The following is a 25107-nucleotide window of genomic DNA, read 5'->3' as shown; positions in this document are numbered from 1 at the left end:
CGCCGTGTACCACGGTGGTGACGGCGGGGAGTTGATGCGATGAAGCGTAAGTGGTTCGGGGCAGCGCTGGCGGCGCTGTCGGTCGGTGCGATCACGAGCGTGGTGGCGGCGCAGGGCGTGTCCTTTTCCGGCAACAGGCCGGCGTTGCTGATCGTCGGATCGCCGCACTTCGGCAATCCCGGACAGGACATCGGCAATACACGCGTAGAAAACGTGCTGACGCCTGATCGCCAGCGTGAGATCGAAGCGGTGGTCGATCGGCTCGCACGGTTTCACCCCAACCATGTCGCGGTCGAGTGGGACACAGCCGATCAGGCGAAGCTCGACAAGCGCTACGCCGATTATCGCGCCGGCCGTTACAAGCTGACCGCCGATGAAAGCGACCAGTTGGGCCTGCGGCTCGCCGCGAAGCTGAATTTGCCGCGCGTCGACGCGGTCGACTTCCAGGGTGAGAAGCCCGGCAAGGACGCCGACTATGATTTCGTCGCCTGGATGAAGGCGCATGGGCGCAGCACCGAGTGGGCCGCGTTCCAGCGCCAGGCGCAGGCTGAGGCGGACGCGAATGGCGCACGTCAGCGCTGCTCGTCGGTCGGCGACTGGCTGCGTCACTACGCCGATCCCGACACCGCCCGGCGTAATGAGGCACCCTATTACACCATCGCGCGCTTCGGCGACGCGCGGGAGAACCCGGGCGCGAACTGGGTCGGGCAGTGGCACGCGCGCAATCTGAAGATCTACGCCAATCTCGCGCGCGTCGCGGGTCGACCGGGCGACCGAACGGTGGTGATCTTCGGCGGCGGGCACGCACCGCTGCTGCGCGCCTACGCGAGCGAGTCGGGCACGTTCAACGTTGCCGACGCGCGCGATTACCTGCCGAGCGGACCCAGGCGGCGCTGCTGACGCGCCGCCCAGTCAGCACGCTCTGCCAGCCAGCACCTCGCGCAGCCTTCGTCATTCGCGAACGTTGGGCGCGTGAAGGAGTGCCGGCGTGAGTGACGAGGATCGGATGACGGGTGGCGGCCGCGCAGTGCCGAGCGGGCGGATCGCGAGAGTGAGCGCGTTCGGGCGGCTGGCGGGCGGAGTCGCCGGCGGCGTCGTTGCCGAGGGCGCGCGGCGGCTGGCGAACGGCGAGCGCCCGCGGATGGGCGACCTGCTGCTCACCCCCGCCAACGCGACGCGTGTCGCCGACCAGCTCGCCAACCTTCGCGGGGCGGCGATGAAGCTCGGGCAGATGGTGTCGATGGACGCCGGCGACATGCTGCCGCCCGAACTGACGCAAATTCTCGCGCGATTGCGCGACAACGCGCACCATATGCCGCCCAAGCAATTGGACGCGGTGCTGGCGCGCGAGTGGGGTCAGGGCTGGCGCAGGCGCTTCGCGCATTTCCAGGCGCACCCGATCGCCGCCGCCTCGATCGGGCAGGTCCACCGCGCGCGATTGCCCGACGGGCGCGAACTGGCGATCAAGGTGCAGTATCCGGGCGTCAAGGAGAGCATCGACGCCGACGTCGACAATGTCGCGACGCTGCTGCGCGTGTCGGGGCTGCTGCCGCGTGAACTCGACATCAAGCCGTTGCTGGAAGAAGCCAAGCGGCAGCTGCACGAGGAGGCCGATTACCGCCGCGAGGGTGCGATGCTGACGCGCTACGGCGAACTGCTGGCGGGCGAGGACGGGTTCGTGGTGCCGAAGCTCGAACCATCGCTGACGACCGAGCGCGTGTTGGCGATGGACTTCGTCGCGGGCGTGCCGATCGAGACGCTGGAGGACGGTGACCAGACGGTGCGCGACGCCGCGATGGCGCGGCTAATCGCGCTGGTGCTGCGCGAGCTGTTCGACTGGGGGCTGATGCAGACCGACCCCAATTTCGCCAATTATCGCTGGCAGCCCGAGACCGGTCGGCTGGTGCTGCTCGATTTCGGTGCCGCGCGCGGCGTGCCGGCGGAAACGAGCGCGGGTTATCGCCGGCTGCTCGCCGCAGGACTGTCGGGGAACCGCGACGCGGTGCGCGAGGCGGCGGTCGCGGCGGGGTTCATGGGCGAGGCGGCGGCGACCGCGCACCGCGCGCTGGTCGACCGCATGATCGACGTGATCCTGTCCGAGCTCAACCAGCCCGGCGTGTTCGATTTCGGCGACCGCGCCTTCGTCGGCGTGTTGCGCGAACAGGCGATCGACATGGCGCGCGACCGTTCGACCTGGCACGTGCCGCCGATCGACACCCTGTTCGTCCAGCGCAAGATCAGCGGCACCGCGCTGCTCGCCGCGCGGTTGAAGGCGCGGGTCGACATTCGCGCGATGGTCGCGGCGCGGATCGAGGGGGAGGGTGCCGCCGCGGTCGCCTGACCGCGTGCGGGAACGCATCGGCGACCCGGTTCTTTGTGCGTCGGCAGATGCAGGAGTCACGCATGACCTTTCGCCCCGAACCGCCTTTCGCCGAGCAGCAGCAGGAGGTGCCCGGCCACACCGAGCAGATGGACCCGCGCCCCGATCACGGCGAGGACAGCTACATCGGCTATGGTCGGTTGAACAACCGCAAGGCGATCGTGACCGGCGGCGACAGCGGGATCGGGCGCGCCGTCGCGCTCGCCTTCGCGCGCGAGGGCGCGGACGTGCTGATCAGCTACCTGAACGAGGACGACGACGCGGCCGAGACCAAGCGGCTGGTCGAGGACGCGGGACGCAAGGCGGTGCTGGTGCCCGGCGACATCAGCGATCCCGAACACGCCCGCGCGGTCGTCGCCAAGGCGGTGGAGGCGTTCGGGCGCGTCGACGTGCTGGTCAACAATGCGGCCTACCAGCACACCTTCGCCGAGATCGAGGACATCGCCGATGACGAATGGGAGAAGACCTTCGCGATCAACATGCACGCGATGTTCTATCTCTGCAAAGCCGCGGTGCCACACATGCGCGAGGGATCGTCGATCATCAACACGACATCGGTCAACGCCGACAAGCCGCTGCCGACCTTGCTCGCCTATGCCACCACCAAGGGCGCGATCCACAATTTCACCGCCGGGCTGGCGCAGATGCTCGCCAAGCGCGGCATCCGCGTCAACGCGGTCGCGCCGGGGCCGGTGTGGACCCCGCTGATCCCGTCGACGATGCCCGCCGATCAGGTGAAGTCGTTCGGGCAGGAAACGCCGATCGGGCGCGCGGCGCAGCCGGCGGAGCTCGCGCCGCCCTACGTCATGCTGGCGAGCGACGAGGCGAGCTATATCTCGGGCGCGACAATCCCGGTGACGGGTGGTACGCCGTTCCTCTGACCTGTTGAGGAGGACTCCGCGTGGCGGTGACCGACATCGCCACGCGCGTGTACGACCATAGCTGGCGGCTGGACCCCATCGTCCGCAGCCTGCTTGATACCGATTTCTACAAGCTGCTGATGCTGCAGATGATCTGGCGCGAGCACCGCGACGTGCGCGCGACCTTCGCGCTGATTAACCGGACGAAATCGGTGCGGCTGGCCGAAGCGGTCGACGAGGCGGAACTGCGCGAGCAGCTGGACCACGCGCGCGGGGTCAGGCTGGCGAAGAAGGAGCTGATCTGGCTGGCGGGCAATACCTTCTACGGCGAGCGGCGGATGTTCGCGCCCGATTTCCTCGCCTGGCTGGCCGACTTTCGGCTGCCCGACTACGACCTTCGCGTGGCGGACGGCCAGTACGAGCTGCATTTCGAGGGCGCTTGGACCGACACGACGATGTGGGAGATTCCCGCGCTCGCGATCGTCAACGAACTGCGCAGCCGCGCCGCGCTCAGGGCGCGCGGGCGGTTCGAGCTCGATGTGCTCTACGCGCGCGCCAAGGCGAAATTGTGGGAGAAGGTCGAGCGGCTGCGGCACTTGCCCGAGCTCGTCATCTCCGATTTCGGCACGCGGCGGCGGCACAGCTTCCTGTGGCAGCGCTGGTGCGTCGAGGCGCTGAAGGAGGGGCTCGGCAGCCACTTCATCGGGTCGTCCAACGTGCTGCTGGCGATGGACAACGACCTGGAGGCGATCGGGACCAACGCGCACGAGCTGCCGATGGTAATGGCCGCACTCGCCGACGACGATGCGGGGGTCGCCGCGGCGCCGTACCGCGTGCTGGAGGAATGGCAGGCGCATTACGGCGGCAATCTGCGCGTCGTGCTGCCCGATGCGTTCGGCACCAAGGCGTTCCTCGAGCACGCGCCCGACTGGGTCGCCGACTGGACCGGCTTCCGCCCCGACAGCTTGCCGCCGGTCCAAGCGGGCGAGCAGATCATCGACTGGTGGCGCGCGCGTGGTCGCGATCCGCGCGCCAAGCTGCTGATCTTTTCCGACGGCATAGATGTCGACTCGATCGAAGCGACCTACCGCCACTTCGCGGGGCAGGTGCGGATGAGCTTTGGTTGGGGCACGAACCTGACCAACGATTTCCGCGGTTGCGATCCCCAAGGCGGACACGCGCTGGAGCCGATCTCGCTCGTCGCCAAGGTGATCGAGGCGAACGGGCGACCCGCGGTCAAGCTGTCGGACAATCCGTCCAAGGCGACGGGCGATCCGCGCGAGATCGAACGTTATCTGCGCATCTTTGGTAACGGCGGGCGAGCCGAGGCGGCAGTGTCGGTCTGAGTGGCTTGGTTTGATACCTAACCTGCTGGTCCGTCCGAGGAGGGATGGTCGGCGGAGAGGTCCAGCGACGCGAACCAGTCGGCGTAGGGTGTGTTGCGCGCCATGTGGCGGTTGAGATCGGGGGCGCCGTCGTTCCACCAGACGGGGCCACGCTCGCCGAGCGCGACCTTGGCGGCGTGAACCCGGCCGCGTGCGGCGGCGACTGCTTCGGTGTTCCCGGTGCGGCCAGCGCTGCCGATGACTCGCCGCGCGTCCATCAACTCGGCGACCAGCGCGGTGCGCGCGTCGTCGGATAGTGCAGGGTTGCTCCGCCGCCACAAACGACCGCGTACGACGAGGTAGCGGCCGTCCGGGGTGACGGGCGCGCGGTCAGTCGTGGTGACGCCCCCAGAGGAATGCGGCGAGCCCGGCCAGCCCCGCGGCGGCGACACCGCCGGCGACGATTCCGGCCTTGCGTCGCCGCTCGGGATGACGTCGACCACCATCGACCCCGCTCGCCGCCGCGGGCGGTTCGTGGAGCGCGCCAGCGTCGTCTTCACCCGATTCGGCGCGGTCGGACCACACGTCCATGAAGCCGTTCATGATCGCGGCACCGAGGTTCGGCGCGGCGAACTGCCCGAGCTTCATCGCGCAGGCGGGTGCGCCGATGACGGTCGTGTTGCGAGGGCGTTTGGCGAGTTTCACCACTGCTTTCGCCACCGTCTCGGGCGCGAGCGCGCCGGGGGGCAGCGACAGCGTCGCGCCGGTGTAATTGCCCGTGTGATCGATGCCCGGCGTGTCGACGAAGGTCGGGTAGACGTCGCAGACGTGAATGTGCGGGTGCTTGGACACTTCGGCGCGCAGTGCCTGGCTGAAACCGCGCAGCCCGAATTTGCTCGCGGCATAGGCGGCGGCATAGGGCGTCGCAAAGAAGCCGCCGACCGAGATCATGTTGACCCAGGTGCCGCGGTCCTGCGCGAGAAAGATCGGCCAGACCGCGTGCGCATCGTTCATGTGGCCCAGCAGATTGGCGTCGATCACCTGCTTGTGATCCGCCATCGGCACGTCTTGGTACTTGCCGACCACGCCGACGCCGACGTTGCTGAACCACAGGTCGATCTCGCCCAGGATCGCCTTTGCTTCGGCGGCGAAGGCGGCGACCGCTGCGGCGTCGGTCACGTCGACCGATCGCACCTCGGCGGTACCGCCCGCGGCGCGTACCTTCGCGGCAATGTCCTCCAGCCCCGCTTGCCCGCGCGCGGCGAGCACGAGGTGCGCACCCTTCTTCGCGAAAGCGAGCGCGGTGGCGGCGCCGATCCCGCTCGACGCGCCGGTGATGACGATGCGTAAGATGGAGGATCGCTTGCTCACCGGCCGATCGCGTCCTTGACCGCGTCGGTCGCCTTGGCGAGCAGGCCCTTCTCGGCCTCCTCGGCCTCCGCCTTGGTCTTGAACGCGGCGCCCTCGGGCTCGGCGGGCGGCGCGTAGACCGAGAATAGCTTCAGCGGGGTTGAGCCCTTGTTGGTGAAATTGTGCTTCGATCCCTTGGGCACGACGACCATATGGTTCGGGCCGGCCTTGGTGTGATGATCGTCGATCGTGACCTGCGCCTCGCCGGTGACGATGAAGGTGGTCTGATCGGCGTTGTGCGTCTCCAGACCGATGTCCTCGCCCGCCGGGATGCTCATCAGCACCACCTGCACCTTGTTGTCGCGGAACACTTCCTTCTGCCACAGCTCGTTGTTGTTCGCGAGCTCGACCATGTCCTTGTTGAAGATCGCCATCTTTCTTCCTTTCAATGTGTTGCAGGGAAGAACGACGTGGGGCGCCAAGCGTTCACTCACATTCACAACAATCATTCGATCGGACGCGTGTGAGATTTCTGGTGGCGGAAAGCGAGACTGCGCAGGACCGTGCCGACCGGCGCGAGCGGGCGGGCAAGAGTTCGGGCGAGAGTTTCCAGGCGACGCTGGAGCAGATGGCGCCGGGTGCGGAAGTTACGCGCGTCGAGCCGGCCGACGCGGACGGCGACCAACTGAGCGCGGACGAGATCGCCGCTTATGACGCGGTGTTCCTGACCGGATCGCCGCTACACGTCTACGATGACGCGCCCGAGGTCGAACGGCAGCTCGCCTTCATGCGCGCGGTGTTCGACAGCGGGGTGCCGTCGTTCGGTTCGTGCGCGGGATTGCAGGTCGCGGTCGCGGCAGCGGGCGGGCGGGTGCGCAAGATGCCCGAGCGACTGGAGGCAGCTGTAGGCCGGCGGATCACGACGACCGAGGCGGGGCGCGACCACCCGCTGCTCGCCGGACGTGCGCCGGCGTGGGATGCGGCATCGGTGCACGGCGACGAGGTCGAGGAACTGCCCGAGGGCGCGCTGCTGCTGGCGACGAACGGCGTGACGCGGGTGCAAGCGGTGGAAATCCGGCACGGCAACGGCGTGTTCTGGGGCGTGCAATATCATCCCGAGCTGAGCCCGGGCGAGATTGCCTCGGCGATCCGCGCGCAGGGCGCATCACTGGTCGAGGAAGGGCTGGCGAGCGACGAGGCGGCGGTGGAACAGCGTGCCGTGCTGCTCGATCGCATCCAGCGCGACCCCGACGACCACGCCGCACGCTGGGAGCTGGGCGTCGACGACGAGTTCGCGCACGAGGACCGACGACGGCTGGAGATCGCGAACTTCATCGCCGCGATTCCGACGCTGCGCGCAGGTGGCGGGAAAGACCGCCGCTAACGCGCGGGCAGATCGGCGAGGCGGACGGGTGAGAAATCGCGCGCGTCGACACCGACGTCGAACTGGCGTGGCATCGGTTTGAGCCGGCCGTGGCTGTGTCCGTGCAGGTTGATCGCGCCGCGCCCTTGCCCGTTCCATGAGCGGAACGGATAGTGGCAGAGCACGAGCTTGCGACCGTCCTCCTCCAGTTCGGCATAGTCGGCCACGCTTGCCCAGCCCTGTGCGGTGAGCGTCGCGTCGGGATCGTTGTTGCCGCGGATCAGATGCTTGGTGCCGTTCAGGCGCGTGAGCAGCGCGGACACGTCCGAAGCGCGGCGCGCGACATCGCCCAAATGCCAGACCTCGTCATCCACGCCGATCACCTCGTTCCAGCGCGCGACGAGCAGTGCGTCCATTTCCGCCACCGACGCGAAGGGGCGGCGCTGAATGTTGATCGTGCGGTGATCGCCGAAATGCGTGTCGGCGGTGAAGAAGCGCGTCATTGCCGGCCCGAACGCCCGGTGCGGCTTGCCTGATCCCCCTAATCCCCGATCCGGCGTCAGGCTGGTTGCAGCAGCTCCGACAGATACGGATGCGCGCGGACGCGGCGCGCGTTGACTGCGTTGATCGCATCGTCGTCGACCAGTCGCGCGCCGGCGACGGTGCGGTACAGCGCGACGCAGCGGTCGATCCGCGCGAAGCGGGCGCCATCCGCAGCGGCGCGGGTGTAGAAATCCCAGTCGTTGCAATTGTGGAAGCTGGGATCGAAGCCAGCGACCGCCGTCACGGTGGCGCGGCGCACGATCGACCAGCTCGGCCCGATCACGCCGCCGCTGGCGAGCGCGCGGCGGATGTCGTCGCCACTCCAGCCGCACTCGGGCTCGCCCGGCGGCGCGGCGCCCTCGACCCGCGCGAAGAAGCCGACGACGATGTCGTGGCCCGCGGATCGCTCCAGCAGCGCGCGCACCGCACCCGGCAGCCAGACGTCGTCGCTGTCGAGAAAGGCGATCCAGGGCGCAGTGCAGAGCGACACGCCGACATTGCGCGCGTTCGACGCGCCGCCGTTTCGCGGCAGCACCGCGGCCTCGACGTTCGCGTGCATGGCCGCGAGCCGTCGGATCACCGCGGCGCTGTTGTCGCTCGATCCATCGTCGACCAGCACGACCCGGGTCGGCGCGTGATCCTGCGCGAGGACACTTTTCAAGGCATCGGCGACGACGTGCGCGCGATTGTAGCAGGGGACGACGACGTCGTAGGCGGGCAGGGGAGCGTGCGTGGCGAGGGGAAGGTCGGTACGGCAGTCGTCGGTCGGCAGGTACATGGCGTCCTTTGCGGGTCTCGCAGTCGCGCGCGCCGGCATGATCGGCGAGCGCGCGATGATTATTTCAAGCTGGATGGAACCTTCTGCGAAGGTTGATCGCACCTTAGCGAAGTGCGCGAAAACGGGAAGGGGCGAGGAGCGGTTTTTCGCTGTTTCAGCGCGTTCCGGCGCCGCTTTCGGCTATGACCTCGCGGCACCCAGCAGCGCGGCAGCCTGCGCGAGCGTGTTGCGGATCATGCGTGCGATCTCCGGGCTGGTGCAGACGATCGTGGGCGAGGGATGCGGCATCGTCAGCACCGCCGCGTGAGGGCAGCAGTCGGCGAGCACCGGCGCGGCCTCGCGCGCGACGCGGCCGGCGAGCACGGCGACGCGGAGGTGCGGGAGCAAGGCGAGGAAATCAGGCAGGGCGGTGAGCCCCTCGCGTATTTCGCCGCGACGGAGCGGGCGGTTGCGCGCGCCGGGTTCGTGCACGATCCACGGCACGGTGTTCCACAGGATCGTGTCGCGGCGCGCGATTGCGGCCTCATGGAGGAACCGCGTCAGGTTGCGCGCGGTGCCGGTCGGATTGTCGCGCGACACCATACGGTCACCGTCGTCACCGGGGCCGGGTGTCTCGAGCAGGATCAGCAGGCGCGCGCCCGCGCCGCCGTCGGCGGGGTCTAACAACGGTATGCGGCGTCCGCTGTCGACCAGCGAGCGCCGCCATGCTTCCAGTCGCTTCTGCGCAACGCTTTCTAGCCGGTCAGCGTCGCGCATGAGCGGCGCGGGTCACATCTTGTGCCCGGCATCCATCTTCCCGGCCTGCATCTTCGTGACCATGTCGACGTGACGCTTGACGATCGGGGCTGCGGCCTTCGCGTTGGCACGCAGCGCCGCCTGATCGCCGCCGGCGGCGTAGCTCTGCTGCAGGTCGAGTGCCGCCTGATGCGCGGGCAGCTGCTGCGCGAGATAGATGCGGTCGAAGTCGCCCGGTGCGGCCTGCTGCAGTTCGTTGATTGACGCGGTCGCGCCGGCGTCGAGCATCGGCGGCGTCGGCGTGAGACCAGCCTTCTTCGCTGCCGCCATCGTGTTGGTGGTCGTCTTCTGATGGTCGCGGATCATCATCGTCGCGAAACGCTTGATCGCGGAGTTCTGCGACTTCTGCAGCGCGATCTGGCTGGAGTTGATCTCGTACAGGTCGCTCATGCCCGAGGCCATGACATAGGGCATCGCCTGCGACTTCGCCTCGGCGGGCGGTGAGGGCGGCGGGGTCTGCGCGGCGGCGGGCAGAGCGGCGGTGACGGAGGCCAGCGCAATGGCGATGCTGGTGAGTGTCTTCATTCTCTTCTCTCCTATTCGGACAGGAAGGCGGGTGACGCGGCACGGGGTCACGACATGCACCCTCAACCCGGAAGAACAGCCGGTAGTTTCGCCGTGAACAGGAAAAGAACGCTGATATCGATCAAGGTCGTTGTTGTGGGTGTTGAGCCTCGATCGCTTCCATACGGCGCGGCATTACTTGGCGGCATCGAATTTGCTCACGATCCGCGCAGTCGAAACCCGATCCACAAGGTGCGCGGCGTCGCGCGTTCGACCAGGTTCGCGCCGCTGATGCCTGCCTCGACACGCGCGTCGAACAGGTTCTCGGCCCGCGCCTCCAGCGCCAGTGCGCGGGTGAGCGGCAGCGACAGATAGCCGTCGACGGTCGTTGCGGGGGCGAGCGTGCGCGTGTTGGCGTCATCCTCGAACTGGCGCGCGGCGTGGCGCAGCGTCGCCGACGCGGTGAGCGCGTCCTGCCGCCAGCCGAGCGTCGCCGAGACGAGGTCGCGCGGTGTCTGCGCGGGGCGCAGGCCAGCCAGCGCAGCGGCGCTGCCCGATGCCTCGACGCGCGGCGACACGTGGCTCCACGACGCGCGCGCGAACAACGGTCCCGCGAGATCCCAGTCGGCGTCGACCTCGAGCCCGGTGGAGCGGATCGCGTCGAGGTTCTGGCGGATGCGGTACACGCCCGCCGCCGAGACGAAGCCGACGCCGGGGAAGGTGCCGGGCCCGCGCGCGACCGTCACGTTTGCGATCGCATCCTCCAGCCGGTTCCAGAATATGGTCGCGGCGAGCGTCACGCGCGCGGCGGGGGTGATCGTGACGCCGCCGTCGATGCCGGTCAGCCGCTCGGGTGAGAGCGCGGCGTTGGCGGCAGTCGCATCGGCACCGACGCGGAACGGGCGGTAGAGCTCGTTGAGTGTCGGCAGTCGCCAGCCGCGGTAGGCGGAGGCGCGGAACGTAACCTGCTCGCCCAGCCGGTACGCCGCGCCCGCGCGCCCGGTCGCCTCGGTGCCGGCGCGGTCGGCGAAGCGATCGTCGGTGAAGACGGTCGCGGCGGCGAGCGCGCGCTCGTTCAATCGTCCATCGGTGATCCACCAGCGATCGACGCGCGCGCCGAGCGTCAGCGTGAGCGGGCCGCGCTCCAAACTGGCGTCGGCGAAGGCGCCGAGCGTCGTGCTGCTGCCGCCCGCCACGCGGCGCTTGGTCGGCACGCCACCCGTGTAGCTGTAGAGTTCCTGCGTCCGCCCGCTGACATCGCGCCAGTCGACGCCCAGCCGCAGGTCGGCGCCCGTGCCGAGCGGCGGCATCAGCTCAAGCCGCGCACCGATGCCGGTCGCGGGCGTGTTGTACTGGTCGAGCGTCGGCGTTGCAGTGGTGCGCGCGGCGTCGACGCTGGCGAACTGCGACGCGAAGGCGCGCGTCTGCACATAGGCGAGCGCCGAATAGCCCCAGTGTCCGCGCCCGATCAGGCGCAGGCTCGCGTCCGCGCCCTCGCTGCGGTTGGCGGTGAATGGCAGCCCGCGCGTGCGCCGGTCGGTGAAGGCGCTGACGTTGGCCTGCAATTCGCTGTCGGCGCCGGTGCGGATCACGCCGCGTATCGCGCCCGACGCCTGCTCGTATGGGGCGCGACCGTCGACGGGGCCGCGGTCCTCCACGACGATCGGGGCGAAACCGTCGCCGCGCGCGTAGGCGGCGGACAGGGTCGCGAAGCCGCCGTCGTTGCTGAGCGTGGCGGAGCCTTGCGCGTCGAGCGCGTTGCGGCTGCCATAAGCGACGCTGCCGAGGTAGCGCGGCACTTGCGTCGGGGTGGCGCTCTCCAGTTCGACCGTGCCGGCGAGCGCGCCGGGGCCGAAGTAACCGCTTCCGCCGCCGCGGGTCACGCGAATGCGCCCGATGCGGTCGGTCGCGTAGGCGGGAAACGGCACCCAGCCGCCGAACGGGTCAGCCTGCGGCACGCCGTCGAGGATCAGGAGCGCGCGGCTCGACGCGTTGCCGCCGATCCCGCGCAACGAGATCCCCTGGCTGGTCGGATTGGCCGAACGCGAATCGGAGCGGCGGAACTGCTGCACCCCCGCCACATCGGCGAGCACGCTTTCGAGCCGGTCGGCGGCGTTGCTGCGGATCTGCTCGGCGTTGATCGTCACCACGCTGGCGGCGGCGTCGCCGAGGCGATCGCTCAGGCCCCAGCCGGTGACGACGATGTCCTCGTCCGGCAGCGGCTCGGCTGGCGCGGGCGTTTGGGCGAAGGCCGGGGGCGCACTGCCCAGCAGCAGAGCGAGCGAGAGGGTGGGGCGGATCATGCGATTACTCGTGGCCGGGAAGCGACCTCCTTAGCCACGTCGCGACCCGATCGCCTTAACGTCGCGAAGGTGAACGATTGCGCGATCAAGCCCAGTTGGCGTCGGCATGCTCGCCGAGCCTGGGACTGGCACGTTCAGCGATGACGCGGCGACCGTCGATCGTGATTGGGGCGGCGAGGCCCGCCAGCCCTTCGACGCTGATCTGCATGCCGCGGGCCACCACCTGCGGGTCGGCGAAGACTTGATCGATGCGGTTGACGGGGCCGACCGGTACCCCGGCCTGCTCCAGTGCGGCGAGCAGCTGTGCGCTCTCCCACTTCACCGACTCCGCGACGATCAGCGGCAGCAGCGCGGCGCGGTTGCGCACCCGCGCGGGATTGGTCGCGAAGCGTTCGTCGGCGGCGAGTGCAGGCGCGCCGAGGACAGCACACAGCTTGGCGAACTGCCGGTCGTTGCCGACCGCGACGATCAGGTCGCCGTCGCTCGTCGGGAAGCTCTGGTACGGGGCGAGGTTGGCGTGGCCGTTACCCATGCGGCCGGGCACGGCGCCGCTCGCCATCCAGTTGAGCGCCTGATTGGCGAGCACGCCGACCTGCGTGTCGAGCAGCGCCATGTCGATGTGCGCGCCGACGCCGGTCCGCTCGCGCTCACGCAGGGCGGCGAGGATCGCGACTGCGGAATAGACGCCGGTGAACAGGTCGGCGATCGCGACGCCGCTCTTCTGCGGGTCGCCGTCCGGCTCGCCGGTCAGCGACATGATCCCGCCCATGCCCTGGATGATGAAATCGTAGCCGGCGCGGTGCGCGTAGGGGCCGGTCTGCCCGAACCCGGTCACCGAGCAGACGATCAGCCGCGGGTTGGCCGCGCGCAGCGTGGCGGCGTCGAGCCCGTATTTGGCGAGACCGCCGACCTTGTAATTCTCGATCACCACGTCGGCGCCATCGGCGAGCGCGCGGACGCGGGCCTGTCCATCGGCGCTCGCAATGTCGATCGCGACCGAGCGCTTGCCGCGGTTGCAGGCGTGGTAATAGGCCGCCGACAGGTCGGTGCCGTCGTCGGCGGTGACGAAGGGCGGACCCCAGTGGCGTGTGTCATCGCCCTCGCCCGGCCGCTCGACCTTGATCACGTCCGCGCCGAGATCGGCGAGCAGCTGCCCGCACCACGGCCCCGCGAGAATGCGCGCGAGTTCGAGCACGCGCAAACCGGCGAGTGGGCGAGGCGGGGTGGCAGTCGTATCGGTCATCATCGACCCTTGTAGGGTCCTATGGTGCCGAGTCGACGCTCTACGCTCGCGTTAATCGGCGGTGTGGGGTTTGGCCTCGTCGAGCGCGACGAGGACCATGCGCTCCCAGATCGCGGGATCACCAGCGTCCGCCATCGCGCGTGAAGAATCGCGCAGGGTGTGGAGCAACGCCAACGCGTCGTCACGGTAGTCGGGCCAGTTCGCGTCGATCAGTCTGCCCGCCGATACTTCCTGGCCGGCGCCGTTCGCGCTGATGCGCTGAGCACGCGCGCGATGCGTTCGACGAGCGGCGTAAAGGATAGATGCATGATGCGACCTCCTGCATCCGAAACGCCAGCGGCCCGCGCGGCTCCCGCGCTCGCCTCGAAAGGGCAGAGCGCGAGCGCCACGCGGGCCGCTTACGATCGGCGAGGATCAGGCGGAGATGCTGCGTCCGCCACCCGCGCCGCCGCGGCCACGCCCGCCGCGACGACGGTTGCCGCTCGCGTTGGCGTAGTTGCGGCCGCCGGTGTTGGCACCTGCGCCGCCGTTGCCGCCCTGAGCACTACCATGTGCGCCGCCCTGCGCCGGGCGCTGGCCACCGTGTGCCGGACGACCGCTGCCGCCTTGACCGCCGCCGTGCGCGCGGGCGGGCGCCTGCGGCTCGTGCTGGCGCGAACCATGCGACGGGCGCGGGGCGTGCGTCGCCTTCGGGCGCGCAGGACCGCGCTGGCGGTCGGCGCGCGGCGCGGGGTCAGCGCCGATCGCCTTGACGCGCTCGGCCTTCAGCTGGTCGGCGCGGCGGGTGAAGTCGTCGGGCAGCGGCACCGACGGGATCTTCTGGCGCGTGACCTTCTCGATATCCTTCAGGTACGGCCGCTCATCATCGGCGCAGAAGGCGATCGCCTCGCCGCTCGCACCCGCGCGTGCGGTGCGACCGATACGGTGGACGTATTGCTCGGGCACGTTGGGCAGCTCGAAGTTGAACACGTGGCTGACGCCCGACACGTCGATGCCGCGCGCGGCGATGTCGGTCGCGACCAGGATCGGCACTTCGCCCGACTTGAACAAGGCGAGCGCGCGCTCGCGCTGCGGCTGGCTCTTGTTGCCGTGGATCGCACTCGACGCGATGCCGTTGCCCGCGAGCAGCTTCACCACGCGGTCGGCGCCGTGCTTGGTGCGCGTGAAGACGAGCGCGCGGTCGATCTCGGTCTCGCGCAGCAGAATGGTGAGCAGCGCCTGCTTCTCGGTCTGGTTGCAGAAGATCACGCTCTGGTCGACGCGCTCGGCGGTGGTCGCCGCGGGCTTGATCGAGACGGTGGCGGGATCGGTCAGAAACTGCGCCGCCAGATCGCGGATCGCGACCGGCATGGTGGCGGAGAAGAACAAAGTCTGGCGCTTGCGCGGGACCATCCGAACGATCTTCTTCAATGCGTGGATGAAGCCGAGATCGAGCATCTGGTCGGCCTCATCGAGCACCAGGATCTCGATCATCGACAAGTTGATATAGCCCTGCTCGACGCAGTCGATCAGGCGGCCGGGGGTCGCGACGAGGATGTCGACGCCGCGCGCCACGTCCTGCCGGTTCTTGTTGATGCTGGTGCCGCCGAACACGGTCGCGACCGACATCTTGGAGAAGGCGCCGTAGCCGCGCGCGCTCTCCGCGATCTGGCTGGCGAGTTCGCGCGTCGGCGCGAGCACGAGCATGCGGACGTGTGTCGGCAGCACGCGCTTGTCGGCGGCGACGAGGCGCTGGATCGAAGGAAGGACGAAGGCCGCGGTCTTGCCGGTGCCGGTCTGCGCGATGCCGAGCAGGTCGCGGCCTTCGAGCAGGGTCGGGATGCTGTCGCGCTGGATTGGCGTCGGCTCGGAATAGCCCTTGGCCTCGATCGCGCGGACGAGCGGCTCGGCGAGGCCGAGATGTGCGAATGACATGGAAATATAGTCCAAATAGTCGAACCCCCGACACGCGAAGGGCGTGAGGAGGGTGGGGGGTAGAGGAGACACCCCGCGTGACATGGGAGGTCGGTCGATAATCGACCGAGGCGGAGCCGGACCCCTTGCGGGATCGATCACGCTGCAAACGCCTCGATGCCCCGCCATGTGCTCGATCGGCCGCAAAAAGTCAAGGTCGCGGGTTGAACAAGCCGGCTCAGCGCGTGTTCAGGCACTTCCGTCCATCAGTATCGCCCAATTCGGATAGTCGATTTCGACCATGACCGTTCTGCCCCCCGTTCCCCCTCTCGACGATGCGCCGAGCATCGGCCGCTGGCACTGGGACGTTCCCGCCGACCGGATCACCGCCGACGCGTCGTTCGCGACGCTGTACGGCGTCGAGCCCGAGGTGGCGGCGGAAGGTGCGCCGATCGCGACCTTCTTCGGCGGCATTCACCCGGGTGATCTGCCGCGCGTCGAGGCAGCGATCGCGCATACGCTCGCCAACGGCGAGCCGTTCGAGGAAGAATATCGCGTCATCGGGCTCGACGGGCAGGTCCGTTGGCTGGTGGCACAGGGGCGGGTCGAGCGCGACGAGGCGGGCGCGGTGGTCGCCTTCCCCGGCATCAGCTACGATATCGACGCGCGCAAGCGGCACGAATTGCGGCTCGCCGCCATCGTCGAGATCAACGACCGGCTGCGCGCGGGCGGCGATCCGGGTGATCTGGCGCTTGCCGCGGCGGAAGTGCTGGGGCGCGTGCTCGACGTGAGCCGCGCAGGCTATGGCACGGTTGATCCGCGTGCGGAGACGATCACGACCGAGCGCGCTTACTGCGCCGAGGGGATCGTGCCGCTGCCCGCGCTGCTGCATTTCCGCGACTATGGCAGCTATATCGAGGATCTGAAGGCAGGCGTGACGGTCGCGATCGCCGACGTGCGCGACGACTCGCGCACGCGCGACACGGCGGAAGGGCTGCGGCAGCTGTCGGCGATGTCCTTCATCAACCTGCCGGTCACCGAGCAGAGCGGGTTCGTCGCGCTATTGTACCTCAACAACGCGGTGCCGCGCGCGTGGAGCGAGGCGGAGATCGCCTTCGTCCGCGACGTGGCCGAGCGCGTGCGCGACGCGGTCGAGCGGCGGCGCGCGGAGCAGGAACTCGCCGACCTGAACGCGCGGCTGGAGGACGAGGTCGAGGCGCGCACGGCCGAGCTGATGCGGACGGAGGAGCAGCTGCGTCAGGCGCTCAAGATGGAGGCGGTCGGGCAGCTGACCGGTGGGCTGGCGCACGATTTCAACAATCTGCTGACCGGCATTTCCGGCTCGCTCGAGATGATGCAGCTGCGTGTCGGGCAGGGGCGCGTCAACGAACTTGACCGCTATGTCGCCGCAGCGCAGGGCGCGACCAGGCGCGCGGCGGCGCTGACGCATCGGTTGCTCGCCTTTTCGCGCAGACAGACGCTCGATCCCAAGCCGACCGACGTCAACCGGCTGATTGCGGGAATGGAGGAGCTGATCGGGCGCACGGTGGGTCCGCAGATCACGCTGGAGGTGGTCGGCGCCGCCGGACTGTGGCCCGCGCTGGTCGACCCGAACCAGCTGGAGAATGCGCTCCTCAACCTGTGCATCAACGCGCGCGACGCGATGCCCGACGGCGGGCGGATCACGATCGAGACCGCGAACAAGTGGATCGACGAGCGTACCGGGCGCGAACGCGACCTGACGCCCGGGCAGTATCTGTCGCTGTGCGTTTCCGACACGGGCTCAGGCATGACGCCCGAGGTGCAGGCGCGCGCGTTCGATCCGTTCTTCACGACCAAGCCGATGGGGGAGGGCACGGGCCTGGGTCTGTCAATGATCTACGGTTTCGCGCGGCAGTCGGGCGGGCAGGTACGCATCTACAGCGAAGTGGGCGAGGGCACGACGCTGTGCATCTACCTGCCGCGTTACTATGGCGCGCAGGAAGGCGAGGTCGTTGCAGCGGGCAGCGAACTCGCGGTCGCGCGTGTCGATGGTCGCCGAACGGTGCTGGTCGTCGACGACGAGCCGACGATCCGCATGCTGGTCGCCGAGGTGTTGTCGGAACAGGGCTACACCGTGGTGGAGGCGGGTGATGGCGCGAGTGCGCTCGCGTTGTTAGCCTCCGAGGTGACGCCGGACCTGCTCGTCACCGATGTCGGGCTGCCGGGGCAGATGAACGGGCGGCAGGTCGCCGATGCGGCGCTGGCGAGGCTGCCGGGACTGAAGGTGCTGTTCATCACCGGCTACGCGGAGAATGCGGTGATCGGGAACGGTCAGCTCGCGCCGCACATGGCGCTGGTGACGAAGCCGTTCGCGATGGATACGCTCGCGGCCAAGGTCAGCCTACTGCTCGCGGATTAAGGGTTCAGGCAGCGAGGACGCCGGCGATGATCGTCAGCGATCCCAGACCGACCGACAGTGGTATGCGCAGGCTCATCCAGTTGGGCGGCGCGAGCCCTCGCGTCGTCAGCCAGCGGTCGACCGGCAGCGTCAGCAGGATCGCACTGCCGAGCGCGACGAGTGCGGAGGGCAGGTGGACGAAGGCGAACGCGGCGAGCGCGCCCGCGACCAGGCTCGGCACCACGGCCAGCGTGACGACCACGCCCTGACCGAGTCGCAGGAACATCGCCAATCCCCACCACATCCCGCCCAGAAAACTGAGGATCAGCGCGGCGTAGCCGACCGCGATCGCGCCGCCGGAAAAATATCCCAGGCCCGCCAGCAGCGCCGCCGCAATCTGTGGCAGCAGGCCTGCGAAGCCGAGCGCGAAGGCGGTGCGTCCAACCGGAAATGCAGCGCTTTCAATGGGTGCGTGTCCGTCCGCCTCGCTCATCCGTCACCTCCGTCGCCGCTTGGTCCTGTCGTCGGGGGACTACGCAAGTCACGCATCATCGATCCAGCCGCAGGTAAGGTCGCGTCCATGCTAAACCGCTCGGTAACGATCGCGGGCGTAGCGGGCGCTCATGGCAACCGCAGTTTCTTACATTTCGCCGCTGGTGCAGATCATAGGAGGCGCAGCGGCACTGATCGCCTTCGCCTTCGCGCCGCCCGAGCGCGGCAACCTGTTGTTCGTACCGCTGACACGGGATGCGCGGCCCGCGCAGGCGGCGCTGGCCGATGGCTTCGCGCTGCTGGCACGCGGGCCGATCGGATCGGTGGTCGTGCGCGGCGATGGTGCGCGGGACACGGTCGCGTTGCTGCGCGCAGGCATCCTGGTCACGGCGGCGCCCAGCGCGCTGTGCGGCGCGGAGGTTGCAGCGTGAGCGAGGTTCTTTCAGCCTCGGCGCACCGTTCGGTCGCACTCGATGCGCTCAGGCGGCGCGGGGTGCGCGCACTTGTGATCGCGGGATGGCTGTGCCTGCCGCTGCTCGTCGTAGGCGACCTGTTGCTCGATCGTCGCGGCGTCGGGTTCGAGCTGATCGTCGCGGCGCTGACGATGATCCTGCCGACCGTTGTGGCGATAAAGGGCCGCTTCGATCGTGCGGCGCGGTTGACGGTCGCGGTGGAGGCGGCGGTGATGCCGGCGCTGTTCGTCTACCTGCTGCGCGGGCACGCGTGGCAGATGGATGCGCACATGTACTTCTTCGTCGCGCTCGCCGCGCTGACGCTGTTGTGCGACTGGCGTCCGATCGCGCTCGCCTCCGCACTGATCGCGGTGCACCACCTGTTGTTCGAGGCGGTGGTGCCCGACTGGGTCTTCACCGGATCGGGCAATCTCGGCCGGGTCGTGTTCCACGCGGTGGCGGTGGTGCTGCAGTTCGGTGCGCTCGCTTACGTCACGCAGGCGCTGCGCACGCTCATCATCGCGCAGGACGAGGCGCACCGCACGCAGGAGCAGGCACGGCTGCACAGCGAGCAGCTGTCGCTCGCCGCCGAAGCCGCTGCCGCACGCGCGGTCGATGCGCTCGCCGCCGCGCAGGTGGCGGAGGAAACGTCGGCGCGCGAGCGCGTGCGGCGCAAGGAGGCGGAACAGCGGCTGGCGACCGAGCGCCGCGCGGCGCTGCTGACGCTCGCCGGTGCGTTCGAACATACGGTGGCGGGGGTGGCGATCGCGCTGGACGAGGCGTCGGCGCAGCTGGTCAGCTCGGCGGTGTCGCTCAACGAGCTGGCGGCTGACGCGGGGCACCAAGCGGTCGAGGTCGCGGCGGGGGCGGTACAGGCGTCATCGGCGGCGCAGGGGGTCGCGTCGGCGATCCGATACCTGTCGGGATCGATGGAGACGGTGGCGGAACATGCCGAGCAGCAGCGCGCGCTGACGCAGGCCGCGCGCGACAGCGCGGCGTCGAGCGACCGTGCGGTGCGCGACCTGGCCGTGCGAACCGGCGACATCGGCGGCTTCGTCGAGCAGATCGGCGGGATCGCCGCGCAGACCAACCTGCTCGCGCTCAACGCCACGATCGAGGCGGTGCGCGCGGGTGAGGCCGGGCGCGGTTTCGCGGTGGTCGCGGGCGAGGTGAAGCAGCTGGCCGCCGGCACCGCGCACGCGACGCAGAAGATCGCCGACCTGATTTCGGGCATCCAGCACGGCGTGACCGCGGCGGCGAGCGACCTCGACGCTGCCAGCGCGATGGTGACGCGCGTGACGGTGGCGGCGAACGACATCCGCGACGCGGTGGGTGCGCAGCGTGCGGCGGCGGTCGAGATCGAGCGCAGCGCGCACGAGGCCGCGCGCGGCGCCGATTACGTCGAGCAGCAGATCGCGGTGGTGGCGAGCGCCGCGACCGCGGCCGAGACGCTGTCGGTCGACGTGCGCAGCGCCGCCGCGAGCCTGTCGGCGCACGCCAGCCGGCTGCGTCAGTCGACCGATCGCTTCGTGGAGGAACTGCGCGCCGACGCCGCGGCGTAACACGCATGGTGGGGGGCGATCGCTCCCCTATCCCCCGGCGCCGTCACAATTTGCGCGCGATCACTTCCTTCATGATCTCGTTGGTGCCGCCGTAAATGCGGCTGACGCGCGCCGCGCGCCACGACCGCGCGATCGGATATTCGTTCATATAGCCCGCACCGCCGTGGAGCTGGAGGCATTTGTCCATCACCTCCCACTCGAGTTCGGTGTGGAACAGCTTGGCCGCGGCACCCTCCTCGTTGGTCAGCTCGCCCGCCAGATGGCGCTTGATGCACCAGTCGAGGTGCGCCCAGCCGACCTGCAGCTTCGCCTTCAGGTCGGCGAGCACGAACTTCGTGTTCTGAAAATCAAACACCGTGCCCTTGAAGGCCTTGCGATCCTTGGTGAAGGCGACGGTCTCGTCGAACGCCTTCTGCGCGGTCGCCTGTACCGAGACGGCGATCGACAGGCGCTCCTGCGGCAGCTGGCTCATCAGGTAGATGAAGCCCTTGCCCTCTTCGCCCAGGCAGTTGGTGATCGGCACGCGCACGTCGTCGAAGAAGAGTTCGGACGTGTCGGCGGCGTCCTGCCCGATCTTGTCGAGCTTGCGGCCCTTCCTGAACCCCTCGCGGTCGCTCTCGACCAGGATGATCGACATGCCCTTCCACGAGGGGCTCGCGTCGGGGTCGGTCTTCGCGACTACCAACGTCAGGTCGGTGTTCTGCCCGTTGGTGATGTACGTCTTCGATCCGTTAATGACGTAGTGATTGCCGTCCTTCTTCGCCGAGGTGCGGATCGACTGCAGGTCGCTGCCCGTGCCCGGCTCGGTCATCGCGATCGCGGTGACGACCTCGCCCGACACCATCTTGGGCAGCCACTGCGCCTTCTGCTCCTCGCTGCCGTAATGCTCGATATAGCCGGCGACGATGTCGGACTGGAGCGAGAAGCCGGCGGGGACGCCCGCATAGGCCATCTCCTCGTCGACGATCGCATTGTAGCCGAAATCGAGCCCCAGCCCGCCGTACGCTTCGGGCACCGTCGGGCACAGCATGCCGACCTCGCCCGCCTGCCGCCAGAACGACTTGGGCACCAGCCGGTCCTTGTTCCATTGGTCGGCGAAAGGCTGGCCTTGACGGGCCAGGAAGCTGCGTACCGTCTGGCGGAACGCCTCGTGATCCTCGGTATAGGCCTGCCGGCCGGCGACGGTGTCGAGTGTCATGGGCGCCCTCTCGCGAATGATTTGCGCGAGTGTCACGGGCGCCAGCGGTGCGGTCAAGTAACTTTTGTTATGGCGTCGCGCAGCGTTGTACGAGCGCGGCCGCGCGATGAGCGTCGAGGCCACCGTTCTCCTGCGCGCAGACGACGCCGCGCCCGTCGCTGACGACGCTGAACGGCAGCCCGGCGGTACGCGCGAGCAGCAACGCGCGGACGTGGTCGACACGTGTGTCGGGACGCCAGACGCGCGCGGGATCGATCACGCGTAGCATGCGCGCGGTGGCGGCGCTGTCGTCGATCGCGAGCACGCGCAGGGCCCGGCCACCGATTACCGGCGCGATCGTGTCGAGCCGCAAGAGTTCGCCGCGGCACGGCGCGCACCATGACGCGACCAGGACGATCACCGAACGTGGCGGCAGTCGAGGATCGTCGCGGACGGGGCGAGAAGCCGGCGGCTCGCCAGTCGCGACCGACATGGTCCACGTGAGCGCGGCGGCGAGCAAAACGCCGCCACGGCGCCACGCGCTTCTCTGTGTCAGTCGTGTTGACATATTGCTCGACACGGCGGCGTTCGCGTGGTCCTTTGGCGATCAAACCGGGGGGATGGATGATGTCGTCGATTGTGCTCGCACTGCTCGCGCTGGGTCAAGCTGCGGGAGGAGCCGCAGCAACAGCAGCGCCCGCGGGTGCGCAAACGCTGCAGCAGCGCTTCGACCAGGCGACGCAGCTGGCGGGCGAGGACAAGTGCGCGGAGGCCGTGGCGATCTTCGACGCGGTGGCGCCCCGTTTGGCGAAGTCGCCGGTCGGCACCGCGGCGCTTAGGGTGCGCAAGGGCAAGTGCCTGATCTACCTCGATCGGGGTCCAGAGGGCGCGGCGATGATCCGCGCTTCGCTGCCCGTGCTTGCCGCGCAAGGGGCGTCGTTCAACGATGAGGTGATCGACGCGCACCTGCGGCTGGCACGCGAGGCGCATGCGCGCTTCGACTATGACGCCGCGGCCGCTGATGGGCGTGCCGCGCTCGCACTCTCTACCGGCACGGCGCGGCTGCGCCCGCTGATGCTGCTCGCCGACACGCTGATGTTCGATCACGACGGCAAAGCGCTGGCTTACGCGCAGGAAGCGCGTGCGATCGCGCTGGCCGACCAGAGCCTGTCGAAGAAGGACGTGGCGAACGTTCAGACGATCTACGCGCGCGTGCTGATGAACGAGGGGCGCGACAAGGAAGCTTACGCGGTGCTGAAGGACAGCCTGGCCAAGCGCGGCGGGCTGACCTCGCGTGTCGGGCTCGACGACGTGGCGACGCGTTCCGACCTCGCGATCGCGGCGCTCCGCAACAAGGACATGGACAATGCGCGGCAATACCTCGCCTATACCGGCGCAGGGCGGATGGCGGATGCGCCCTACGCACGGGCGGTAACGATGAAGCCGCCCATATGTGCCGACGTGCCCGGCCTGACGCCGCAGGATGTCGCCATCGTCGAATATTCGCTCGCCAACGACGGTCGGGTCGTCGGCGCCGTGCCGATCTTCACTACGGGTAAGCGCGCTGCCGCGATCGCGTTCGCGCAGGCAGTATCCGACTGGTCGTGGCGCAGCGATGACGTGAAGGCGATCAAGCCGTTCTTCCGACTGGCCAGCCGCGTCGAGCTTCGCTGCCTGAAGACGCCGTCGGCTCCCTCGCTCGTCACGCCGCTGGCGGACGCGACCGAGGCGTGGATCACCGGGCAGGGCGTTCCCACTTCACCGCCGTGGGCCGACCTGTCCGACGCGGCGGCGCTGCCGCTGCAACGAGCGGCGATGAACCAGGGAGCCGCTGCCCAGCAGCTCGCCACGCTGTTCGCCTTGTCGCGCAACGCGGTGGTCCCGGCGGACGAGCGCGCGCAATTTGCCGCGCAGGCGCTGACGCGCGCCAACGCACTTCACGCGCCGACGGCGGTTCGCACCTTTGCCGCGATCAACGCGATCGACGAGGATAACGGCAACGCTTACCGCAGCGCCTTGCGGCGCCTGCTCGCCGATCCGCAGATGGCGGCCGACCCGCTCAGTGCGGCGACGCTGCGCGTGCTGATCGCGGTGCCCGGCTATCGCAGCGGGCCGGCCGACGACGCGCCGCAACTGCTCGACGCGGTGATCGCCGAGCCGAACCTGCCGGAGCGGCATCCGTTGAAGGTCGCGGCGATGCTGCAGCAGGCGAACGTGCGCGCGGCGAAAGGCGATCTGGCGGGCGCGAAACAGGCGTTTGCCGCCACCGGGCTGACCGCAGAGCAATGCTCGCTGCTGGGTATCACGCCGGGGCTGCGCAGCACCGGCACAACAGGCAACGACTTCCCGATGGCGGCACAGCGCTACGGGTTCGAGGGCTGGGTTTCGACCGAGTTCGACATTTCCGCCGACGGCCGCACAATCGAACCGCGCGCGGTGATCGCCTACCCGCCGTTCGTGTTCGACGAAGCGGCCACTGGCATCCTGCGCGATAGTCGTTTCACCAGCAGCTTCCGTCCCGAAGGCGCGCTGGCGTGTGCGGGACGCCAGCAGGCGGTCGTGTTCCGCTTGCCGTAGCGGTTGATCGCTCGACTTGGGCGCGCGATGGCTCCTATGGTCGGCGGTAGAAGGAGAGCATGCGCATGAAACTGGCCAGCCTGAAGCCCAATGCCGAGCGGGGTCGCGACGGGAAGCTCGTCGTCGTGTCGAACGACCTCGCCTGGTACGCCGACGCGCAGCACATCTGCCCGACGTTGCAGGCGGCGCTGGACGACTGGGACCGCGTCGCGCCGCAGCTGGAGCTGCTGGCGACCGATCTGGAGCACCAGACGATACCGCGCGAGCGTTTCCACGAGCACGACGCCGCCTCGCCGCTGCCGCGCGCCTACCAGTGGGCGGATGGCTCCGCCTACGTCAATCACGTCGCGCTTGTGCGGCAGGCGCGCGGGGCGGAGATGCCCGAGACGTTCTGGCACGATCCGCTGATGTATCAGGGCGGGTCGGACGGCTTCCTCGGCCCGCGCGACCCGATCCCGCTCGCCGACGAGGAGTGGGGCTGCGACCTGGAGGCCGAGGTCGTGGTGGTGACGGGCGACGTGGCGCAGGGCGCCAGCCGCGACGAGGCGCTCGCCGCGGTCCGGCTGGTCGGGCTGACCAACGACGTGTCCTTGCGCAACCTGATCCCGGGCGAGCTCGCCAAGGGGTTCGGCTTCTTCCAGTCGAAGCCGGCGAGCGCGTTTTCGCCAGTGTTCGTGACGCCCGACGCGCTGGGTGACTGGTGGAAGGACGGCAAGCTCCACCGCCGGTTGTGCGTCGACCTGAACGGGCAGCCGTTCGGGCGCGCTGAGGCCGGCGAGGACATGACGTTCGACTTCGGCACGCTGGTCGCGCACGCGGCGAAGACGCGAAACCTGGGCGCGGGGACGATCGTCGGGTCGGGCACGGTGTCGAACCGCGACGCAGACGGTGGGCCGGGCAAGCCGATCGCGCAAGGTGGGGTCGGTTACTCGTGCCTCGCCGAGGTCCGCACCGTCGAGACAATCGCGTCGGGCAAGGCGACGACGCCGTTCCTCAAGAAGGGCGACACGGTGCGTATCTGGGCCGAAGATGACCGGCACCACCCGATCTTCGGGGTGATCGAGCAGACGGTGGAGTAGGAAAACCAGTTAGCCCTCTCCCAAACGGGGAGAGGGTTTTTATTCTATCCC

The 25107-nt window shown here is 69.0% G+C and carries 23 protein-coding genes; 10 read left to right on the top strand and 13 right to left on the bottom strand.

Features of this window, described 5'->3' with window-relative positions:
* Window positions 1-39 precede the first annotated feature (39 nt).
* The 4 genes from BMW51_RS06010 to pncB all read left to right on the top strand — a co-directional run bounded on the left by BMW51_RS06010 (window position 40) and on the right by pncB (window position 4586).
* A complete protein-coding gene (locus BMW51_RS06010) occupies window positions 40-900 on the top strand; it encodes a DUF5694 domain-containing protein (RefSeq protein WP_093004390.1) in 861 nt (286 codons plus the stop codon).
* Between the two features lie 106 nt (window positions 901-1006).
* Complete coding sequence (locus BMW51_RS06005; protein WP_093005084.1) at window positions 1007-2341, top strand: ABC1 kinase family protein; 1335 nt, start codon at window positions 1007-1009, stop codon at window positions 2339-2341.
* Window positions 2342-2403: 62 nt separating this feature from the next.
* On the top strand, window positions 2404-3261 hold the full coding sequence (locus BMW51_RS06000) for a glucose 1-dehydrogenase (protein ID WP_093005082.1): 858 nt from the start codon (window positions 2404-2406) through the stop codon (window positions 3259-3261).
* A 20-nt stretch (window positions 3262-3281) separates the two neighbouring features.
* Window positions 3282-4586: a nicotinate phosphoribosyltransferase gene (gene pncB / locus BMW51_RS05995; protein ID WP_093004388.1), complete on the top strand. Its 1305-nt coding sequence runs from the start codon at window positions 3282-3284 to the stop codon at window positions 4584-4586.
* Between the two features lie 17 nt (window positions 4587-4603).
* On the opposite strand, the gene BMW51_RS05990 is transcribed toward pncB, so the two are convergent.
* Genes BMW51_RS05990 through BMW51_RS05980 form a run of 3 tightly spaced genes read right to left on the bottom strand, consistent with a single transcriptional unit; the run spans window position 4604 to window position 6349 of the window.
* Window positions 4604-5017 (bottom strand): hypothetical protein, encoded by a 414-nt coding sequence (locus BMW51_RS05990; protein WP_342723448.1) that lies wholly within the window; start codon window positions 5015-5017, stop codon window positions 4604-4606.
* Window positions 4956-5936: an SDR family oxidoreductase gene (locus tag BMW51_RS05985; protein ID WP_093004384.1), complete on the bottom strand. Its 981-nt coding sequence runs from the start codon at window positions 5934-5936 to the stop codon at window positions 4956-4958. The genes BMW51_RS05990 and BMW51_RS05985 overlap by 62 nt, the downstream gene beginning before the upstream one ends.
* On the bottom strand, window positions 5933-6349 hold the full coding sequence (locus BMW51_RS05980) for a cupin domain-containing protein (RefSeq protein WP_093004382.1): 417 nt from the start codon (window positions 6347-6349) through the stop codon (window positions 5933-5935). Before BMW51_RS05980 ends, BMW51_RS05985 begins: the two co-directional genes overlap by 4 nt.
* An 89-nt stretch (window positions 6350-6438) precedes the next feature.
* On the opposite strand from BMW51_RS05980, the gene BMW51_RS05975 reads away from it, so the two are divergent.
* Window positions 6439-7299: a type 1 glutamine amidotransferase gene (locus BMW51_RS05975; protein ID WP_093004380.1), complete on the top strand. Its 861-nt coding sequence runs from the start codon at window positions 6439-6441 to the stop codon at window positions 7297-7299.
* On the opposite strand, the gene BMW51_RS05970 is transcribed toward BMW51_RS05975, so the two are convergent.
* The 7 genes from BMW51_RS05970 to BMW51_RS05935 all read right to left on the bottom strand — a co-directional run bounded on the left by BMW51_RS05970 (window position 7296) and on the right by BMW51_RS05935 (window position 15358).
* Window positions 7296-7781 carry a metallophosphoesterase family protein gene (locus BMW51_RS05970; protein WP_093004378.1) on the bottom strand — a complete coding sequence of 162 codons (486 nt, stop codon included), beginning with the start codon at window positions 7779-7781 and terminating at the stop codon, window positions 7296-7298. The two genes, BMW51_RS05975 and BMW51_RS05970, sit on opposite strands and share 4 nt — an antisense overlap.
* A gap of 56 nt (window positions 7782-7837) precedes the next feature.
* Window positions 7838-8599 carry a glycosyltransferase family 2 protein gene (locus tag BMW51_RS05965; protein WP_093005080.1) on the bottom strand — a complete coding sequence of 254 codons (762 nt, stop codon included), beginning with the start codon at window positions 8597-8599 and terminating at the stop codon, window positions 7838-7840.
* Window positions 8600-8779: 180 nt separating this feature from the next.
* Window positions 8780-9355 carry a uracil-DNA glycosylase gene (locus BMW51_RS05960; RefSeq protein ID WP_093004376.1) on the bottom strand — a complete coding sequence of 192 codons (576 nt, stop codon included), beginning with the start codon at window positions 9353-9355 and terminating at the stop codon, window positions 8780-8782.
* A gap of 12 nt (window positions 9356-9367) precedes the next feature.
* Complete coding sequence (locus BMW51_RS05955; protein ID WP_093004374.1) at window positions 9368-9919, bottom strand: DUF4142 domain-containing protein; 552 nt, start codon at window positions 9917-9919, stop codon at window positions 9368-9370.
* A gap of 197 nt (window positions 9920-10116) precedes the next feature.
* Window positions 10117-12201: a TonB-dependent receptor gene (locus BMW51_RS05950; protein WP_093004372.1), complete on the bottom strand. Its 2085-nt coding sequence runs from the start codon at window positions 12199-12201 to the stop codon at window positions 10117-10119.
* A gap of 85 nt (window positions 12202-12286) precedes the next feature.
* Window positions 12287-13444 carry a CaiB/BaiF CoA transferase family protein gene (locus BMW51_RS05945; protein WP_093005078.1) on the bottom strand — a complete coding sequence of 386 codons (1158 nt, stop codon included), beginning with the start codon at window positions 13442-13444 and terminating at the stop codon, window positions 12287-12289.
* A gap of 414 nt (window positions 13445-13858) precedes the next feature.
* Window positions 13859-15358 (bottom strand): DEAD/DEAH box helicase, encoded by a 1500-nt coding sequence (locus tag BMW51_RS05935; RefSeq protein ID WP_093004370.1) that lies wholly within the window; start codon window positions 15356-15358, stop codon window positions 13859-13861.
* 280 nt (window positions 15359-15638) lie between these two features.
* Between BMW51_RS05935 and BMW51_RS05930 the strand changes: the two genes are divergently transcribed.
* The gene (locus tag BMW51_RS05930) at window positions 15639-17738 is read left to right on the top strand and encodes a hybrid sensor histidine kinase/response regulator (protein WP_093004368.1); all 2100 of its coding nucleotides are present in this window, start codon (window positions 15639-15641) and stop codon (window positions 17736-17738) included.
* Window positions 17739-17742: 4 nt separating this feature from the next.
* Here BMW51_RS05930 and BMW51_RS05925 read toward each other — a convergent pair whose 3' ends face one another.
* The gene (locus BMW51_RS05925) at window positions 17743-18210 is read right to left on the bottom strand and encodes a DUF3429 domain-containing protein (RefSeq protein WP_093004366.1); all 468 of its coding nucleotides are present in this window, start codon (window positions 18208-18210) and stop codon (window positions 17743-17745) included.
* A gap of 130 nt (window positions 18211-18340) precedes the next feature.
* On the opposite strand from BMW51_RS05925, the gene BMW51_RS05920 reads away from it, so the two are divergent.
* Entirely contained in the window at window positions 18341-18640 is a 300-nt protein-coding gene (locus BMW51_RS05920) for a hypothetical protein (protein ID WP_093004364.1), read from the top strand.
* On the top strand, window positions 18637-20223 hold the full coding sequence (locus BMW51_RS05915; RefSeq protein ID WP_093004362.1) for a methyl-accepting chemotaxis protein: 1587 nt from the start codon (window positions 18637-18639) through the stop codon (window positions 20221-20223). The genes BMW51_RS05920 and BMW51_RS05915 overlap by 4 nt, the downstream gene beginning before the upstream one ends.
* A gap of 43 nt (window positions 20224-20266) precedes the next feature.
* Here the strand turns inward: BMW51_RS05915 and BMW51_RS05910 are convergent, their stop codons facing one another.
* The gene (locus tag BMW51_RS05910; RefSeq protein ID WP_093004360.1) at window positions 20267-21421 is read right to left on the bottom strand and encodes an acyl-CoA dehydrogenase family protein; all 1155 of its coding nucleotides are present in this window, start codon (window positions 21419-21421) and stop codon (window positions 20267-20269) included.
* Window positions 21422-21488: 67 nt separating this feature from the next.
* Complete coding sequence (locus tag BMW51_RS05905; RefSeq protein ID WP_143051819.1) at window positions 21489-21893, bottom strand: thioredoxin domain-containing protein; 405 nt, start codon at window positions 21891-21893, stop codon at window positions 21489-21491.
* Window positions 21894-22027: 134 nt separating this feature from the next.
* On the opposite strand from BMW51_RS05905, the gene BMW51_RS05900 reads away from it, so the two are divergent.
* Window positions 22028-23977, top strand: a complete 1950-nt coding sequence (locus BMW51_RS05900; RefSeq protein WP_143051818.1) for an energy transducer TonB — start codon at window positions 22028-22030, stop codon at window positions 23975-23977.
* Window positions 23978-24042: 65 nt separating this feature from the next.
* Window positions 24043-25056: a fumarylacetoacetate hydrolase family protein gene (locus BMW51_RS05895; protein WP_093005076.1), complete on the top strand. Its 1014-nt coding sequence runs from the start codon at window positions 24043-24045 to the stop codon at window positions 25054-25056.
* Window positions 25057-25107: the final 51 nt, after the last annotated feature.

The organism is Sphingomonas palmae (genome assembly GCF_900109565.1).
Taxonomy (GTDB): domain Bacteria; phylum Pseudomonadota; class Alphaproteobacteria; order Sphingomonadales; family Sphingomonadaceae; genus Sphingomonas; species Sphingomonas palmae.
This window is presented reverse-complemented; position numbering and strand designations above follow the sequence as displayed.